The following is a 14,790-nucleotide window of genomic DNA, read 5'->3' on the forward strand; positions in this document are numbered from 1 at the left end:
CTCGACGAATCGTGAAAGAAACGGCTCAACCGGTGATGAACGTGCGGCCTCCGCGCTCGACGGGCGGCGGATGGCTGCCGTCCCGTTCAGGCGCCGCGCCGAAATAACTCGCCCACGCGTCGTACAGCGCGTCGTGCGTCACCTCGGGCGGATCGCCGCGGTAACGCGCGCCGGCGGCCACGAGGCGCAGCAAGTCCGCCGGAAAGCACGCGAGAAACGCCTTGCCGGTCGGCAGGTGAAGCCGATGCAGCAGGAAGTCGAAGGCATCGCTCGCCGACACGAGCCCGAGCGACGCGCAGGCCGCGTCGTACACCGCGCGGTAGTCGTCGATCGACATCGCGCCGACGTGCAGCTTCGAGCCGAGGCGGCGCATGAACGCGTCGTCGCAGAACTGCTCCGGCGCCAGGTTGCTCGAGAACACCGGCCACACGTCGAACGGCATCACGAAGCGGTTGCCGGATTCGAGCGTCATGAAATCGACGCCGCGATCGAGCGGACGCAGCCAGCGGTTGAGCAGGTCGCGCGGCTCGACGCGCTGGCGGCCGAGATCGTCGACGACGTACATGCCCATGTTCGCCTTCATGTGCGGCGGCGCCTGATAGAAACCGGCTGCTTCGTCGCGACGCAGGTCGAGCTCGTCGAGCGTCAGCTCGCCGCCCGACATCACGACCGGCCGTTCGCACAGGCGCCAGCGGCGATCGACCGACTGGCCGCCGGCCTGCGACCCGACGTCGACGTGCACGAGCGGGTCGTAGACCTCGATCACTTCGCCGGCCGCGCAGATCGCGTACGGGATCGGCACGCGGCCGTGCATCAGCGCGCCGAGCCGCTCGGCGAGAAAGGTCTTGCCGCTGCCGGCCGGGCCGTAGATCAGCAGCGGCCGGCCCGCGTTCAGCGCGGCGGCCGCCGCATCGAGCACCGCCGTGTCGATCACGATGCCTTCGAACGCCGCCCACACGTCGCTCTGGCCGATGTGCAGCTTGCGCACCGAATGCGCGGCCACGCTCGCGAGATACGCGTCGAGCGTCACCGGCGCGGGTCCGCTGTAGCCGCTGCGCTCCCGTTCCTCGAGCGCGAGCACGCGGCCCGCATCGGTCAGGCGGAACGTCACGTCGAGATCCGTCGCGCCACGATGGGTCAGCTCGACGAGATGCTCGCGCACCAGGAACGCAAACACTTCGTCGAGCACCGCGAGCGGCAGGCAGTGCCGTTCGACCAGATCGCCGTACGACGGGCGGCCGAGCACCAGCGTCGACTTCAGCACGAGGCCGCCGACGAACGCCATGCTCAACCCGGTTTCCGCGAGCGAGCGCGGCGCCGGCGGCAGCTGCGCGCCCGGCTTCGTATGGGCCTCCCGCGACGGCGGCGGATCGGGCAGGCGTGCCACCTGCGCATCGCGTCTCGGTTCGGTGTGGTTCGTGTTCATGATCGTTGCGTCCTCGTTGCGTTCTCGTTGCGATTCCGCCGCGCTATGCGCACGACGCGAACAGCGTGCCCAGCGTGCCGACCGCGATCGCCACGCCGTACGGCAGCGTGCCGACCGATGCGATCTCGACGGGGCCGTCGTCGGCCTCGGCGCGCGCCGCCTGCGAGCGCCGCACGATCAGCGTGCGCACGTTCGTCCACATCTGGCGCATCCGCCCGCGCAGCAGCGCGTACGCGATGGCGCCGATCCCGCCGGCCACGAACGTGGCCAGCACGATGTAAAACGTCATTTCCGCGCCGACCCATGCGCCGATCGCGAGCATCAGCTTCACGTCGCCCGCCGCCATGCCGCGCAACAGGTAGAACGGCAGCAGCAGGCCGAAGCCGGTCGCCGCGCCGGCGAGCCATCCGAGCACGCCCACCGGCACGCCGTGCAGCAGGCACTGCGCAACCAGCGCGCCGCCCAGGCCGAGCAAGACGAGACGGTTCGGAATGCGACGGGTCGCGATGTCCGTGCTGGCCGCGGCGACCGCGAGCAGCGTCACGCACAACGGAACCGGGTAAGGCGGCGCAACGGGAAGCATGACGAACCTCGCGTATCGAATCGGTGGATCAGGAAACCATGGACAACGCGGTGCTCACGGCGGCCGTCACGGCCGCGGCGATCATCTCGTACGCATCGCCGAGCGAGCCCTTCAGCGTGACGACGCTGCCCAGCACCGCGACGGCGAACATCGACGCGAGCAACGCATACTCGATCGACGTCACACCCTGTTCGTCGGCGATCCAGCCGCGTACGACACGCATGATGGTTTGCATGACGGTCTCCGGTTTCCGGTTGACGGAATCGCCGGGGACGGCTCGAACGCTGCACCAGCCGAGCCGTCCGCGGCACGGTCCATCAGATGGCTGCGACCGCCGAATCGAGGTCGTCCGCGATCGTGGTGAACACGGTCTTGAGGTCCTTGCCGACCGTCGACAGCGCGGCAATGATGCCGATGGCGATCAGCGCGGCGATCAGGCCGTATTCGATGGCCGTCACACCGTCTTCATCGCGGACGAAACGGCCGACTTGTTGAATGAACTTGGACATGATGATCTCCTTGCGTAGTCACTTTCGAAGCCTGGCGCGCCGGCTGGATCGGATGATCCGGCATCGATACGTCGAGGCAGGTTGTTGATGCCGTGTGGTGCCGACGAACAATCCGGAGGGTCGTTCGTCGTACCGTTCGTCAAATGGCTGCTACGACCGAATCCAGATCGTCGGCGACCGTGTTGAAGACGGTCTTCAGATCCGTACCGACCGTCGTCAGCGCACCGACGATGCCGATCGCGATCAGCGCGGCGATCAGGCCGTATTCGATGGCCGTCACACCGTCCTGATCCTCGACGAACCAGGCGATCTTTTCGATGATTCTCGACATGAGCACTCTCCTTTCGGACTGCTATGAAATACCCTTCGTCGGTCAGGACGTCGGGGGCTGGCACCACCGGCACTACTCTGGAAATCGGCAACCGACGATCAGTCGCGGAAACGGGGTGGACCACCCCGGTCCGTGCGAACGGATATCGGCGAGACGGAGCATGAGAGACGCGTGTACGGTTCGACCGGCCGGATGAACCGGGCGAGTCGAGCGACCGGAACGGCACGACTGCCGTTCGACGCATGGAATTCGGTTGAACGAGAGATGAACTCCCGGCAAAGCTGCAATGTGTCTTTAACGCGGCTTGCGATCCGCGATGTGCTGTGGTCGTTCATTTTTATTCCCCATGTACCGCCATGCCGATTTCTTATTGCCCGGAAGCTATCGGGTCTCGTTGGTCGTTCGACGACGGTTGCCGCGGTTGATCGACCTGGAGCGGCGTATTCCCCGACGCGCTCCGGCCCGTCTTTTCCGCAGGTGATTCGCGGGCCGGTTCCTCTGCTGTTTGCCTGAACCGCCCGGTCGTCACGTCGTCGACTGCCGTGCCAACGCTTACGCAAAGAGCGGACCATCCCGGGCGGAATCGAGGCGCACCAAGGGTTCCGGCGATCCACACGGCCGCCCGTCAAACGCCCGGCAGCCGAAATGTTTCAACTTTGATATATGCGGTGCCGGCGAATGCAGCCGGCATGAAACGCCGTCGCCGCGCTGCACAAAGGGCCTAAAAAATTTTCTCGGGATTTTCCCGAACGCCGCAAGCCGCTCGTGTGTCGCGGGTCCGGCGGCACGCACAGCCGGTAAAAATCGCGGAATGTTTCAGGCCAGAAACACGAATCCCGGTAATGGCGTTTTCTCATACCAGAAATGGCGGTTTTCACCCGAATCGCTGAACACATTCAATGTCGGCCGACCGTGCGCGGTTTGCATCACGCGATTTTTTCTTCAACAATGAATTCACGGACAACGCCATTTCAGAGCGATCGATCCGAAGGCACGACAACATCAAACGGCTGCGACAGACCACGCGGCCACACGACAGACGGGGCATCATGTACACAGCCAATCGTGGAACGCGCGATCGCGCAATACGCTGTGCTCAATGGCTAACGGCCGACCGGATCATTCCGTACAGCTGCATCATGCTGATGCTCTTCGCTGCGCTGGTGATCGTCTGGGGCGTCGTCACCAACGGCTTCACGTCGAACGCCACGGCCCGCCCCGGCACCGACTTCTCGGTCTTCTGGACCGCATCGCATCTCGTGTTGCAAGGCCATGCCGCATCGGCCTACGACGCTTCGTCATTCGTGCAGGCCGAGTTCGCGCACTTCGGTGCGTTTCTCCAACACCGGCCGCTTCCCTGGCTCTATCCGCCGACGATGCTGCTGTTCATCGCGCCGGTTGCCCTCGTGCCTTTCCTGCCCGCTTACTTCCTCTTTTTCGCGGGCAGTCTTTTATGCTACGCGCTCGCCGTCTCGCGGTTGTCGGGACTGCGTGCGCATCTTCCCGTGCCGCGCGCCGCGATGGTGGTCGTCATCGCGTATTCGGCGGTGTGCATGTCCGCGCTGTTCGGTCAGAACAGCATCCTGACCGCCGGCCTCGCGGCACTCGCGCTGCATCTGCTCTGCAAGCGTCCGGTGCTCGCGGGCGTGCTGATCGGGCTGCTCGCGATCAAGCCTCAGCTCGCGGTCGTGTTCCCGTTCGTGCTGATCGCGACACGTGCGTGGCGCACCTTCGCGGCCGCGGCGATCAGCGCGACACTGTTCACCGCGGCCGGCGTCGCCCTGGCCGGCCCGGCCGCGCTGCACGGGCTGGCTCGTGCGATGTCGACGGTACGCGAACAGCATTTCATGCTCGCGTCGTACTGGCTCGCGTCGCCGACGCCGTTCGCGGCGCTGCGGCTCGCGGGCGCACCGGTCGCCGCCGCGCTTGCCGCCCAGGCCGCGGTCGCGCTGCTCGCGATCGCCGCGGCCGTCAGCGTGTGGCGCCGTACGCACGACATGCGCCTGCGCGGCGCGGTGCTGGCGGTCGCCACGCTTCTGACGACACCGTATCTGTGGCACTACGAACTGACGTGGCTCGGCATCGCCATCTTCTGCCTGATCGCGCACGGTCTCGACGAAGGCTGGCTTCCCGGCGACCAGGGCATCCTCGTGATCGCATGGTTGCTGCCGATCTTCGAGATGTTCAATCGGCTGATGAAGCTGCCGCAGATCGGACCCGTCGTGCTGCTCGCGGTGCTGTTCGTCGTCGTGCGTCGCACGGCACTGGCGTCGCGAGGCAAGCAATGAAAGCGTCTTCGTTCGCCCGCCACGCGCATTCCGCCGTCGACGTGCATCCGGAACTCCCGATCGCGGGTCCGCGCCGCCATCCGCACTGGCTCAATCGCGACCGCGTGCGCGTCTATGCGGCCGCCGTGCTACTGACGGAACTGCTGTTCATCGCCCTCTACCTGATCCGCATGATCCTGTCGAAGCACGGCGCACCGGAACCGCTGTCGCCCGATTTCTCGCCGATCTGGAGCGCCGCGTGGCTCGCCGCGCACGGGCACGGCGCCAACGCGTGGCATTACGCCACGCTGTTCGCGATCGAGAAATCGGCGGTTCCAACGATCACGCTCGCAAACGGCACGCAGCCGTGGCTCTATCCGCCGACGATGCTGCTGCTCGTGCTGCCGCTCGGCTGGCTGCCGTACACGCTGGCGCTGGTGCTGTGGCTCGGCATCACGTATGCGCTGTTCGCTGCAACGATTCACGCGACCGTGCAGCGCGATGCCGCGTGGCTGTGCGCGCTGGCGTTCCCCGGCGCATTCCTCACGGTGATCGTCGGGCAGACGAGCCTCTTCACCACGACGCTCGCCGCCGTCGGCCTGCTCGCGCTGAACCGCCGCCCCGTCTGCGCCGGGATCTGCTTCGGGTTGCTGACGATGAAGCCGCAGCTCGCGGTACTGTTCCCGCTCGCGCTGCTGTGTGCCGGCCAATGGCGCGCGCTGACCGCATGGGCCGCGACGATCGCGGTCAGCGCCCTGCTCGCGACACTCGCGTTCGGCGTCGGCCCGTGGGTCGCGTTCGCGCACGTGATCGCCGACGTCTACGCCATCGTCGGCACCGGCCGTGCACAGCTCGCGCGCATGCCGACCGTGTTCGCGCTCGCGACGATGGCCAGCTGGCCCGCGCTCGTCGCGCGCGGCCTTCAGTTGCTGTCGGCGGCGGTTGCCGCGATCGCGGTCGTCTACGCGTGGCGCGGCGCGTGCTCGTACGCACTGCGCGCCGCGACCCTCGCATGCGCATGCCTGCTCGTCAGCCCCTATCTGTACGACTACGACCTGACCTGGTACGGCATCGTGATCGCGTGGTACGCGCGCTATGCGTTGACGCGCGGCTGGCGCCGCTTCGACCGCGAATGGCTGATGCTGCTGTGGCCGATGCCGCTCGCGGGCCTCGCGGTCGTGCCGCACCTGCCGTTCCAGTTCATGCCGCTCGTGACGCTCGCGTCGCTCGCGCTGCTCGTCAGCCGGATCGCGCAGGAACGACGCGACGTGCCGTCGATACCCGACGCGCGCGATACCTCGACCGAGACCGGGTTCGCCCATCCGTCTCGAGCACACCACCGCCCGGCGCACGGCATGCGCCGCACCGGCCGCCCGACGCTCGGCGCCGGCCGGTAAGACGACATCACAAGGGGAATCATCATGCGGGAATCCATCTACACGCCGCTCGTCTCGCTGGTCGTGCCGTTCTACAACGAAGGCGAAGCCGTCGAGCGCTTCTTCGACGTCGTGATTCCGTTGCTGAGCGCGATCGATGCGATCCGCTTCGAGATCGTCTGCGTGAACGACGGCAGCCGCGACGATACGCTGGAACGCCTGGTCCGGATCGGCGCCGCCGAGCGGCGCGTGCGCGTGATCGACCTGACCCGCAACTTCGGCAAGGAGGCCGCGCTGACGGCCGGCCTCGACGAAGCCGCCGGCGACGCGGTGATCCCGCTCGACGCCGACCTGCAGGACCCGCCGAGCCTGATCCCGGTGATGATCGAGCACTGGCGCGACGGCGCGGAGGTCGTCGCGGCGAAACGCAGCAACCGCGCGTGCGATTCGTTCGCGAAGCGCACCGCCGCCGCGCTCTACTATCGCGTGCACAACCTGCTGTCGGACGTGAAGCTGCCGGAGAACGTCGGCGATTTCCGGTTGATGGACCGCAAGGTCGTGAACGCGCTGCGCAACCTGCCCGAGCGGCACCGCTTCATGAAAGGGCTGTTCGCGTGGGTCGGCTACAAGACCGTGATCGTCGAATACCAGCGCGATCCGCGCAGCGCCGGACACTCGAAATTCTCCGGCTGGAAGCTGTGGAATTTCGCGCTGGAAGGCATCACCAGCTTCAGCACCGTGCCGCTGCGCAGCTGGACCTACATCGGCGTCGGCATCGCGGCGCTCGCGTTCGTGTACGGCGCGTTCATCATCCTGCGCACGCTGCTGTTCGGCAACCCGGTGCTCGGCTACGCGTCGCTGATCTCGGTCACGCTGTTCATCGGCGGCATCGAGCTGATCGGGATCGGCGTCGTCGGCGAATACGTCGGGCGGATCTACGACGAATCGAAGCAACGGCCCGTCTACCTGATCCGCCGCCGCTACCAGGCGCACGGCAAGGTGATCGAACTGCCGGTCGCGCGCGACGCACGCCGGCAGCCGGCTCGCCGGCGCGCGCAGCCGGTCCGGGCGCGCATCGGCGCGCGCTGACCCGCGCTCGCCATGAGCACACAGCTCCAGGCCGAGCGCACGCGGCTCGTGCGCTTCGGCGTGTCCGGGCTCTGCTCGACCGCGATCCATGTGCTGGTCGCGACGGCGCTGTTCACGCGCCTCGATGCGGCGCCGGTGACCGCGAACGCGATCGCATTCCTCTGCGCCACCGCATTCTCGTACCTGGCGAATACGCTGTGGAGCTTCTCGTCGACGGTGCGCACCCGCAACGCGATGCGCTTTCTCGCGGTCATGCTCGCCGGGTTCGTCGAAACGATGCTCATCGCGCGCGCCGCCGAGGCGCTGGATGCGCCGCGGGCAATGGGCGTCGTCGCGATCGCGCTGCTGATCCCGCCGACGACGTTCGTGCTGCACCGGCTCTGGACCTACCGGTAAGCGCCCCTTCTTCCGTCCCCGCACATCATCGGCCAATCAATTAACAGATTCAATTTCGTGATATTCATGTCACGCATCGAATCGATTGATTCCGATTTTAAAATTAACTCGATAAATCATTTTATCGACCTGTTTACCTTTACAGCTTCCACGTTTAACCAAACGGGATAATCTGCATTCGCCGTCGCTTCTGGATGTGTCGATACCGGCGAAAAGCCTTGCAGCACAAGGCGATGGCGGCTGCACGAAGCAATTCGCGCAACGATAAGTCCCATTACTTCAAACGGGAGCTTCTATGTCACGCGTTACCGATGTGCTCGTTTCGTTCGATACCGAAACCATTCTCAAAAAATATCCGAATCCCAGCAAGAATCCGGCGGCGCCGACGCTGATCGACTGGCACTACGTCTACATGGTCACCAACCAGGACAACGTCATTTCCGGGCAGGCGGGCGGCGAGCTCGATCTGAAGGCGCAGGTCGGCGACCTGATCCGCTGGCGCGAAACGAGCCTGTCGCTGGGCTTCGAAAACCAGGTGGTGTTCTACAAGTTCATCGGCAACGTCGGCAACGACCTGATCTCGACGCCGACGCCGCGGGTCGCGGAGGCGTCGATCCCGGTGCCGAACACCAGCAAGCCGGAAGTACCGACGTGTCAGAAGGTCGCGAACTACTACTGGTCGTCGGAATGCCTGAAGGTCGGCCGCGTGACCTACCACTTCCAGTTCCAGATCATCGATCGCAATTGCCAGAGCCAGGGCTGCTTCTCGTGGGACCCGTTCATCTCGATCCATAACTGATCGCGGCATGCGGGCGGCCGCACGACGGCTGCCCGCGCCGCTCCCTTGTTGCGGAGGAGGTGCTCATGTCTGGTGTTCGTTGCGATGCGCTCGCGATCGTCGACGCCGTCACGCTTCTGTCGGCCTACCCCGAGGCGAGCCGGGACGCCGACGCGCCGACCGTGATCGACGGCCGGCACATCTACGTGTTGAGCCCCGGCGACGCCGGGCAGGTCGGACACAACGACAACCGGCTCTTCGCCGGCCTGTCGCCGGGTGACCAGCTTCATCTGCGCGAAACCGCGCTGGCGCTGCGTGCGGAGGTCACCGTGCTGTTCGTCCGGTTCGCGCTGAAGGACGCGGGCATCGTCACGCCGCTCGAAGCGGAAATCCGCGACGCCGCCACGCCGGTGCCGGACGGCGATGACCTGCTGCATCCATCGTGCCGGCCGATGAAGGACCATTTCTGGCGCGGCGAAGTGCTGGCGCCGGGCAGTACCACATGCACGGCCGATTTCGCCGTGCTCGATCGCGACGGCGCCGTATCGGGCTACTTCCGCTGGGAAACGACGATCGAGATCGCGGGCAACCGGCCGGGCACGAAACCGTCCGGCGTCAACCCGTAGCCGGATCGCAGCCGCCATTTCATGCTGCAGCCGAACAGCGGCCGCTCGCTCGAGTCTCGCCATGCGCCGTCGTCAAGTGCGCGGCAGCCCCGGCGGATTGGTCTGCGACCGGTCGATCGCCTCGGCATCCAGCTGCCAGTGATCGAGCGCCTTCCGGTAGCTGCCGTTCGCGATCAGCGCATTGATCGCGAGCGTCAGCGGATCGGCGAGGCCGCTGCCCTTGCGGGTCGTGATCGCGATATCCGCGGTGCGCGGCCAGCCGCCGCTGACGGTGCCGATCAGTTTCGCATCGCCACGCAGCGACGCCTGGTACGCGAGCATCGAATTCACGCTGAAGATCGTGTCGACCCGGCCCGACTGCAACGCGACCCAGCGCTCGGCCGCATCCGCGTAATACTGGATCTCGACCGGCGCGAGGCCGCGCGCGACGTTCTGCCGGTTCCATTCGAGCAGGATCTTTTCCTGGTTCGTGCCCGAATCGGTCACGACGCGCAGCCCCGCGACGTCCTTCGGCTCGCGGATCGCGGCCAGCTTGCTGCCGGTCTTCACGTAGAAGCCGAGCTGGTCCTTCCGGTAAGTCGAGAAATCGAACTTCTCCTTGCGCTGCTCGGTCACCGTCACGTTCGAGATCACCGCATCGACCTTGCCCGACTGCAGCGCAAGCGGCCAGTCGGCCCACGCGAGCGGCACGATCTTCAGCTTGCGGCCGACGCTGTCCGCGATCAGTTGCGCGAGATCGGGATCGAAGCCGACCACCGTGCGCGCGTCGGTCGCATAGGTGCTGAGCGGCGGCAAGTTCGGCGCGATGCCGATCGTCAGCGTGTTCGCTTCGGCGAACCGGAAGCCGGCCGGCAAGGCCTGCTCGACGGCCGGGTTCACGGTGCCGCGCTGCCGGGCCGGCTGCTCGGGGCTCAGGTCGAACGATGCGGCGTGCGCGGCGACGGCGCTCCCGGCGATCAGCGCGGCGGCCAGCACGCGGGCGATGCGTGTAACGGCAAAGGCGGTTCTGCTCATGTCTTGTGGAATCCTGTTTTTATTCGAGGATGCGTGGAGCGAGGGCGGGCAGCGGGTCGGCAACGGCCGGCGCCGGCCGCTGCCCAGCCGGATCGATCACGCAGGCGTCGCTTCGAGTTCGACCGCGGCCGCACGCTGCGGCGCCGGTTGCACGACGGGCGACGGCTGCCTGGCCTGCGCCGATTCGCCCGCATACAGCGCCTTCGGGTCGAACACACGCGCCTGCAGCGGCGTGAACGCGCGGAAATTCCACAGGCTGCGCGCGACGAACACGCGCTGCACCCAGCGAAACGCGCGGTCGTTCTCGTCGTACTGCGGATCGAAGCGGTCGCGCGAATGCAGCGTGAAGTGATTGTTGATCAGCACCAGCTTGCCCGGCGACACCTGCACGCCGAACGACACCTCGCGCACCGCGCGATACAGGTTGGCCAGCGCTTCCTGCGCGCGCGTGTTGACCGCCAGCACCATGTCCGGATAGAACGCGACCGTCACGCGCGGCGCATCGAGCGGCCCCGACAGCACGGCGCTCAGGTCCGTGTTGTCGCGCGGCGTGGGCGCCGCGCCGCGCCACCGGTACGGCACGCGGATGATGTAGTGCTCGCCGTAGAGTTGCGCGATATCGTCCGGCGACAGCAGTTGCAGCGCACGGCGCGCATCGGCGAGCCGCGTGTACGGGCCGCCGCCGGCCTCGCTGCGCACGCCGAGCAGCAGCAGCGCGAACGGCGACGTGTCGCCTTCCGGCATGTGCGCCTGCGCGGCGTTCTCGATATGAAAGTCGAGCTCGACCTCCGAGCCGAGGCCCGTGTAGTCGCGCGCGGTCGCCTTGTGCGGCGTCAGGTTGTTCACCAGCTCGCGGCCCTCGTGTGCGATCGAGTACGGTTCGCCGGCCAGCGTGCTCAACGCGACCAGCACGTTCTCGCTCAGCACGCCGGCCTTGAACGAGCGGCCGGTTTCCTCGAAGCGCGGGCTGCCCTTCACGTCGTCGTCGATCGGCAGGTTGTCGATCTCGATCGAGCCATGCGCGTCCGCGGTCGGCGCCTTGGCGCGATCGAATGCGTCGACGATCCGGTCGGGAAACGCGTTGTAGGCCAGCTTGCGGACCGCGCTGATATAGCCTGCGCCGCCGGCCGGGTCGTAGACCAGCGCGCCGAGCGTCTGGCGAATGTGAGCGGATTCCGCTGCCGTCAAAGCGATGCGTGCATCTGCGAGATAGGTCATAGGTCTCTCGTATAAAGATCTGGTTCGAAGAGCGGCGTGGCATCACCGCCGCGCTCCGCCGTCCTCGGTGCGAAGCGCTCGACAAGACTAGGAGACCGTCATTGCATTACGAAATGATATTAATTCGATTGCAAACAAAAATTATCGATATAAGTTCAGCAATGCGCACGGAACCGGTTCACGTCCCTGGCGTCATCCCTTAACACGAATACTTGTTAAAAAATCGCTGCTTATTATTTGTATTTGCCAACGGGTCGATGCTAGTTTTCTGTCGGATTCGACGATGCGGCCAGCGCCCGACGGGCAGCCGGCTTCCTTCATCCGCCATACGGAAACCTGCTCGATGAATCGATACCGCCTTCCGCCGCATACCTGCCGCACGCCCCGGGAGCCGCGATGAGCGACCGTGCCCCGACGCTCGACCGCGTCGACCGTGGCGACCGCGTGCCGACCGCCGCCGCGGATTCGCCCCGCACGTCGCTGCGCGCGATCTTCCCGACCGTCGCGGCCGCGAGCCTCGGCTTCGCGATCGTGCAGCTCGACGTGACCGTCGTCAACGTCGCGATTCCGAGCCTCGGCCACGCGTTCGGATCGAGCATCCACGGGCTGCAGTGGATCGTCGATGCGTACACGCTGTCGTTCGCCGCACTGCTGCTGACCTCCGGCACGCTGGCCGACCGCTTCGGCAGCCGCCGGCTGTTCGCGTACGGCCTTGCGCTGTTCCTGCTCGCGTCGCTCGGTTGCGCGCTCGCGCCGTCGCTGGTCACGCTGGTCGCCGCGCGGGTCGCGCAGGGCGTCGGCGCCGCGATGATCCTGCCCACGTCGCTCGCGCTCATCACCCATGCTTGCGCCAACGATGCCGCCGCCCGCGTGCGAGCCGTCGCGTGGTGGAGCGCGACGGGCGGCGCAATCAGCGCGGCCGGGCCGACGCTCGGCGGCCTGCTGATCGATTCGCTCGGCTGGCGCGCGATCTTCTTCATCAACCTGCCGATCTGCGCGCTCGGGCTGTGGCTCACGCTGCGCCACGTGCGGGATTCGGCCGCCGCGCGCACGCGGCTGTTCGATCCGGCCGGCCAGTTCGTCGCGGTGCTCGTGCTCGGGCTGCTGACGGGCGGGATCATCCGGGCCGGCGCGCATGGGTTGGGTGACTCGTATGCGGCCGGCGCGCTGATCGCGTCGGTCGTATTCGGCGCGTTGTTCGTCGCGATCGAACGGCGCGTGGCCGCGCCGATGCTGCAGCTCGCGTTGTTCCGGCTCCCGCGCGTGCCGGGCGTGCTGGCAATCGGCGCGGTCACGAATGCGGCGTTCTACGGGCTGATCTTCTCGCTCAGCGTCTATTTCCAGAACGCGCGCGGCTTCACGGCGACCGAATCAGGGCTCGCGCTCGCGCCGCTCACGATCATCATGCTCGCCAACGTCGCAAGCGCGCGGCTCGCGGTCCGCTACGGCTTCCGCGCGACCGTCATCATCGGCCTCGCCGTCTCGCTCGCCGGCTACGCGTGGCTGTGGCAGACGCTCGCCCCGCACACGCCGTACGTGCTGCTGGCGCCCGGGCTCGCGGCGATGGCGATCGGCGGCGGCATCGCGATTCCCGCGCTGACGTCGACGATGCTCGGCAGCGTCGAGGCCGGCCGCTCGGGCACCGCGTCCGCGATCCTCAATACCGCGCGCCAGGTGGGCGCCGCGATCGGCGTCGCGGCACTCGGCGCGCTGGTCGCCGGCCAGGGCGCGGCAATCGTGGCCGGTGCGGCGCGCGCGTTTGCGATCGCGACCGTGCTCGTCGCGATCTGTGTCGTGCTGGCCGCACGCTGGCCCCGCGACGCATCCGGTACCGGCACGCGGGCCTGAGCGCGCCGTCGCCCGACCTCCTTCAACCGATCCCCATCCGAGCGAGGAATCCATGCAGCATCGCTTCATCGATACCGTCCTGATCGTCGACGGCGCGTCGACCGCCGCCTACCTGGCCCCCGCGTTTCGTGCATACGGCATCCATTGCGCGCATGTGATCAGCGACCCCGATCTGCCCGAAATCTACCGGAACCAGTTCGTGCCATCCGACTACATCCGCCAGGTACAGCATCGCGGCGACATCGACGCGACACTCGCGCAGTTGAACGATCTGCGGATCGGCGCCGTGCTGCACGGCCTCGATGCGGCGCTCGAGCTGGCCGACACGCTGGCCGAGCGGCTCGACGTGCCGTCGCGCAACCCGCTCGCGACCTCCGCCGCACGGCGCGACAAGTTCGCGATGAACGAACGCATTCGCCAGGCCGGGCTGCGCGCGCCGGCGCACTTCCACAGCACGTCGGTCGATAAGGCGCTCGATTGGGCGCGCGCGCACGGCACGCTGCCGCTCGTCGTGAAGCCGGCGCGCAGCGCGGGCGTGGCCGGCGTGAAGATCTGCCGGACGCTCGAGCAGGTCGAGGCCGCCGCGCGCGACGTGCTGGCCACCCGTTCGCTGTACAACCAGCCGAACGACGACATCGTGATCCAGAGCTATTCCGAAGGGCAGGAATACATCGTCGACTCGGTATCGTTCGAAGGCCGGCACCGCGTGGTCAGCCTGTGGGAAGTGCATCGCGACCGCACGCACGCGCCGCGGCTCGACAAGATGCTGGTGCTGAACCACGCCGACCCGCGCTACGCCCCGCTGCTCGACTACGCGGCCGACGTGCTCGACGCGCTCGACGTGCGTTTCGGGCCGACCCACCTGGAGCTGTTCGATACGGTCGACGGCCCGACGATCGTCGAGCTGAACGCCCGGCTGCACGGCAGCCTCGATCCGCGGCTGACGAGTGCGGTCAGCGGCGAGAATCACGTGTCGGCCGCCGTCGAAGCGGTGCTGCATCCGGAGCGGCTGTTCGGCGACGTCGCCGCGCCGACGGATTTTCGCGGGTACTGCGGGCACGTGCTGCTGCTGTCGTCGCGCAACGGCGTGCTACGGCAGGATTTCACGTGGCAGGCGATCCAGGCGCTGCCGTCGTTCGTCGGGCTCAAGCAGTGGATCAAGGTCGGCGACACGCTGCGCGTGACCACCGACCTGCAAACCGCACTCGGCACGGTCGGCCTGTACAGCCCGACCTTCGAGCGGCTGCTCGAGGATTGCCGGCGGATTCGCGAGATCGAGGCCGATTTCTTCGCGGACGAAGGCGCGGTTGCGCCGGCCTAGGGCCGCGT

Annotated in this window: 16 protein-coding genes; 9 read left to right on the forward strand and 7 right to left on the reverse strand. The window is 67.0% G+C overall.

What is annotated here, in order from left to right:
• Positions 1-25: 25 nt before the first annotated feature.
• The 5 genes from SY91_RS30290 to SY91_RS30310 form a co-directional block, all read right to left on the reverse strand.
• On the reverse strand, positions 26-1,426 hold the full coding sequence (locus SY91_RS30290; RefSeq protein WP_027810920.1) for an ATP-binding protein: 1,401 nt from the start codon (positions 1,424-1,426) through the stop codon (positions 26-28).
• Between the two features lie 43 nt (positions 1,427-1,469).
• Positions 1,470-2,009, reverse strand: a complete 540-nt coding sequence (locus SY91_RS30295) for a prepilin peptidase (RefSeq protein ID WP_185921499.1) — start codon at positions 2,007-2,009, stop codon at positions 1,470-1,472.
• 28 nt (positions 2,010-2,037) lie between these two features.
• The gene (locus tag SY91_RS30300; RefSeq protein WP_105798114.1) at positions 2,038-2,244 is read right to left on the reverse strand and encodes a Flp family type IVb pilin; all 207 of its coding nucleotides are present in this window, start codon (positions 2,242-2,244) and stop codon (positions 2,038-2,040) included.
• An 82-nt stretch (positions 2,245-2,326) separates the two neighbouring features.
• On the reverse strand, positions 2,327-2,518 hold the full coding sequence (locus tag SY91_RS30305; protein ID WP_011549059.1) for a Flp family type IVb pilin: 192 nt from the start codon (positions 2,516-2,518) through the stop codon (positions 2,327-2,329).
• Between the two features lie 139 nt (positions 2,519-2,657).
• Positions 2,658-2,849 (reverse strand): Flp family type IVb pilin, encoded by a 192-nt coding sequence (locus SY91_RS30310; protein WP_011549060.1) that lies wholly within the window; start codon positions 2,847-2,849, stop codon positions 2,658-2,660.
• 171 nt (positions 2,850-3,020) lie between these two features.
• Here SY91_RS30310 and SY91_RS30315 point away from each other — a divergent pair, with 171 nt between their 5' ends.
• The 7 genes from SY91_RS30315 to SY91_RS30345 all read left to right on the forward strand — a co-directional run bounded on the left by SY91_RS30315 (position 3,021) and on the right by SY91_RS30345 (position 9,381).
• A complete protein-coding gene (locus tag SY91_RS30315) occupies positions 3,021-3,362 on the forward strand; it encodes a hypothetical protein (RefSeq protein WP_185921500.1) in 342 nt (113 codons plus the stop codon).
• A 536-nt stretch (positions 3,363-3,898) separates the two neighbouring features.
• Positions 3,899-5,137, forward strand: a complete 1,239-nt coding sequence (locus SY91_RS30320) for a glycosyltransferase family 87 protein (RefSeq protein ID WP_105798115.1) — start codon at positions 3,899-3,901, stop codon at positions 5,135-5,137.
• Positions 5,134-6,513 (forward strand): glycosyltransferase family 87 protein, encoded by a 1,380-nt coding sequence (locus SY91_RS30325; protein ID WP_185921501.1) that lies wholly within the window; start codon positions 5,134-5,136, stop codon positions 6,511-6,513. The genes SY91_RS30320 and SY91_RS30325 overlap by 4 nt, the downstream gene beginning before the upstream one ends.
• Positions 6,514-6,537: 24 nt before the next feature.
• A complete protein-coding gene (locus tag SY91_RS30330) occupies positions 6,538-7,581 on the forward strand; it encodes a glycosyltransferase family 2 protein (protein WP_011549064.1) in 1,044 nt (347 codons plus the stop codon).
• 12 nt (positions 7,582-7,593) lie between these two features.
• A complete protein-coding gene (locus SY91_RS30335) occupies positions 7,594-7,977 on the forward strand; it encodes a GtrA family protein (protein ID WP_023475067.1) in 384 nt (127 codons plus the stop codon).
• Between the two features lie 295 nt (positions 7,978-8,272).
• Positions 8,273-8,776 (forward strand): inclusion body family protein, encoded by a 504-nt coding sequence (locus tag SY91_RS30340; RefSeq protein WP_023475068.1) that lies wholly within the window; start codon positions 8,273-8,275, stop codon positions 8,774-8,776.
• A gap of 65 nt (positions 8,777-8,841) precedes the next feature.
• Positions 8,842-9,381 carry an AidA/PixA family protein gene (locus SY91_RS30345; RefSeq protein WP_023475069.1) on the forward strand — a complete coding sequence of 180 codons (540 nt, stop codon included), beginning with the start codon at positions 8,842-8,844 and terminating at the stop codon, positions 9,379-9,381.
• A gap of 72 nt (positions 9,382-9,453) precedes the next feature.
• On the opposite strand, the gene SY91_RS30350 is transcribed toward SY91_RS30345, so the two are convergent.
• Together SY91_RS30350 and SY91_RS30355 are read right to left on the reverse strand one after the other, a co-directional pair.
• Positions 9,454-10,395, reverse strand: coding sequence for an ABC transporter substrate-binding protein (locus SY91_RS30350; RefSeq protein ID WP_023475070.1), 942 nt, complete (start codon positions 10,393-10,395; stop codon positions 9,454-9,456).
• Between the two features lie 96 nt (positions 10,396-10,491).
• Positions 10,492-11,613, reverse strand: a complete 1,122-nt coding sequence (locus SY91_RS30355) for a TauD/TfdA family dioxygenase (RefSeq protein ID WP_023475071.1) — start codon at positions 11,611-11,613, stop codon at positions 10,492-10,494.
• 396 nt (positions 11,614-12,009) lie between these two features.
• Between SY91_RS30355 and SY91_RS30360 the strand changes: the two genes are divergently transcribed.
• Together SY91_RS30360 and SY91_RS30365 are read left to right on the forward strand one after the other, a co-directional pair.
• Complete coding sequence (locus tag SY91_RS30360; RefSeq protein ID WP_023475072.1) at positions 12,010-13,461, forward strand: MFS transporter; 1,452 nt, start codon at positions 12,010-12,012, stop codon at positions 13,459-13,461.
• Between the two features lie 52 nt (positions 13,462-13,513).
• Complete coding sequence (locus SY91_RS30365; RefSeq protein ID WP_023475073.1) at positions 13,514-14,782, forward strand: ATP-grasp domain-containing protein; 1,269 nt, start codon at positions 13,514-13,516, stop codon at positions 14,780-14,782.
• The last annotated feature ends 8 nt before the right edge of the window (positions 14,783-14,790 follow it).

Origin of the sequence: Burkholderia cenocepacia (assembly GCF_014211915.1) — a bacterium.
Lineage (GTDB): Bacteria > Pseudomonadota > Gammaproteobacteria > Burkholderiales > Burkholderiaceae > Burkholderia > Burkholderia orbicola.

Excerpts from the sequence above, each read along its gene's own strand:
- SY91_RS30365 (WP_023475073.1), top strand. The coding sequence starts at position 13,514 with ATGCAGCATCGCTTCATCGATACCGTCCTGATCGTCGACGGCGCGTCG.
- SY91_RS30350 (WP_023475070.1), bottom strand. The coding sequence starts at position 10,395 with ATGAGCAGAACCGCCTTTGCCGTTACACGCATCGCCCGCGTGCTGGCC.
- SY91_RS30325 (WP_185921501.1), top strand. The coding sequence starts at position 5,134 with ATGAAAGCGTCTTCGTTCGCCCGCCACGCGCATTCCGCCGTCGACGTG.
- SY91_RS30310 (WP_011549060.1), bottom strand. The coding sequence starts at position 2,849 with ATGTCGAGAATCATCGAAAAGATCGCCTGGTTCGTCGAGGATCAGGAC.
- SY91_RS30295 (WP_185921499.1), bottom strand. The coding sequence starts at position 2,009 with ATGCTTCCCGTTGCGCCGCCTTACCCGGTTCCGTTGTGCGTGACGCTG.
- SY91_RS30360 (WP_023475072.1), top strand. The coding sequence starts at position 12,010 with ATGAGCGACCGTGCCCCGACGCTCGACCGCGTCGACCGTGGCGACCGC.
- SY91_RS30345 (WP_023475069.1), top strand. The coding sequence starts at position 8,842 with ATGTCTGGTGTTCGTTGCGATGCGCTCGCGATCGTCGACGCCGTCACG.
- SY91_RS30305 (WP_011549059.1), bottom strand. The coding sequence starts at position 2,518 with ATGTCCAAGTTCATTCAACAAGTCGGCCGTTTCGTCCGCGATGAAGAC.
- SY91_RS30340 (WP_023475068.1), top strand. The coding sequence starts at position 8,273 with ATGTCACGCGTTACCGATGTGCTCGTTTCGTTCGATACCGAAACCATT.
- SY91_RS30330 (WP_011549064.1), top strand. The coding sequence starts at position 6,538 with ATGCGGGAATCCATCTACACGCCGCTCGTCTCGCTGGTCGTGCCGTTC.
- SY91_RS30290 (WP_027810920.1), bottom strand. The coding sequence starts at position 1,426 with ATGAACACGAACCACACCGAACCGAGACGCGATGCGCAGGTGGCACGC.
- SY91_RS30355 (WP_023475071.1), bottom strand. The coding sequence starts at position 11,613 with ATGACCTATCTCGCAGATGCACGCATCGCTTTGACGGCAGCGGAATCC.
- SY91_RS30300 (WP_105798114.1), bottom strand. The coding sequence starts at position 2,244 with ATGCAAACCATCATGCGTGTCGTACGCGGCTGGATCGCCGACGAACAG.
- SY91_RS30320 (WP_105798115.1), top strand. The coding sequence starts at position 3,899 with ATGTACACAGCCAATCGTGGAACGCGCGATCGCGCAATACGCTGTGCT.
- SY91_RS30335 (WP_023475067.1), top strand. The coding sequence starts at position 7,594 with ATGAGCACACAGCTCCAGGCCGAGCGCACGCGGCTCGTGCGCTTCGGC.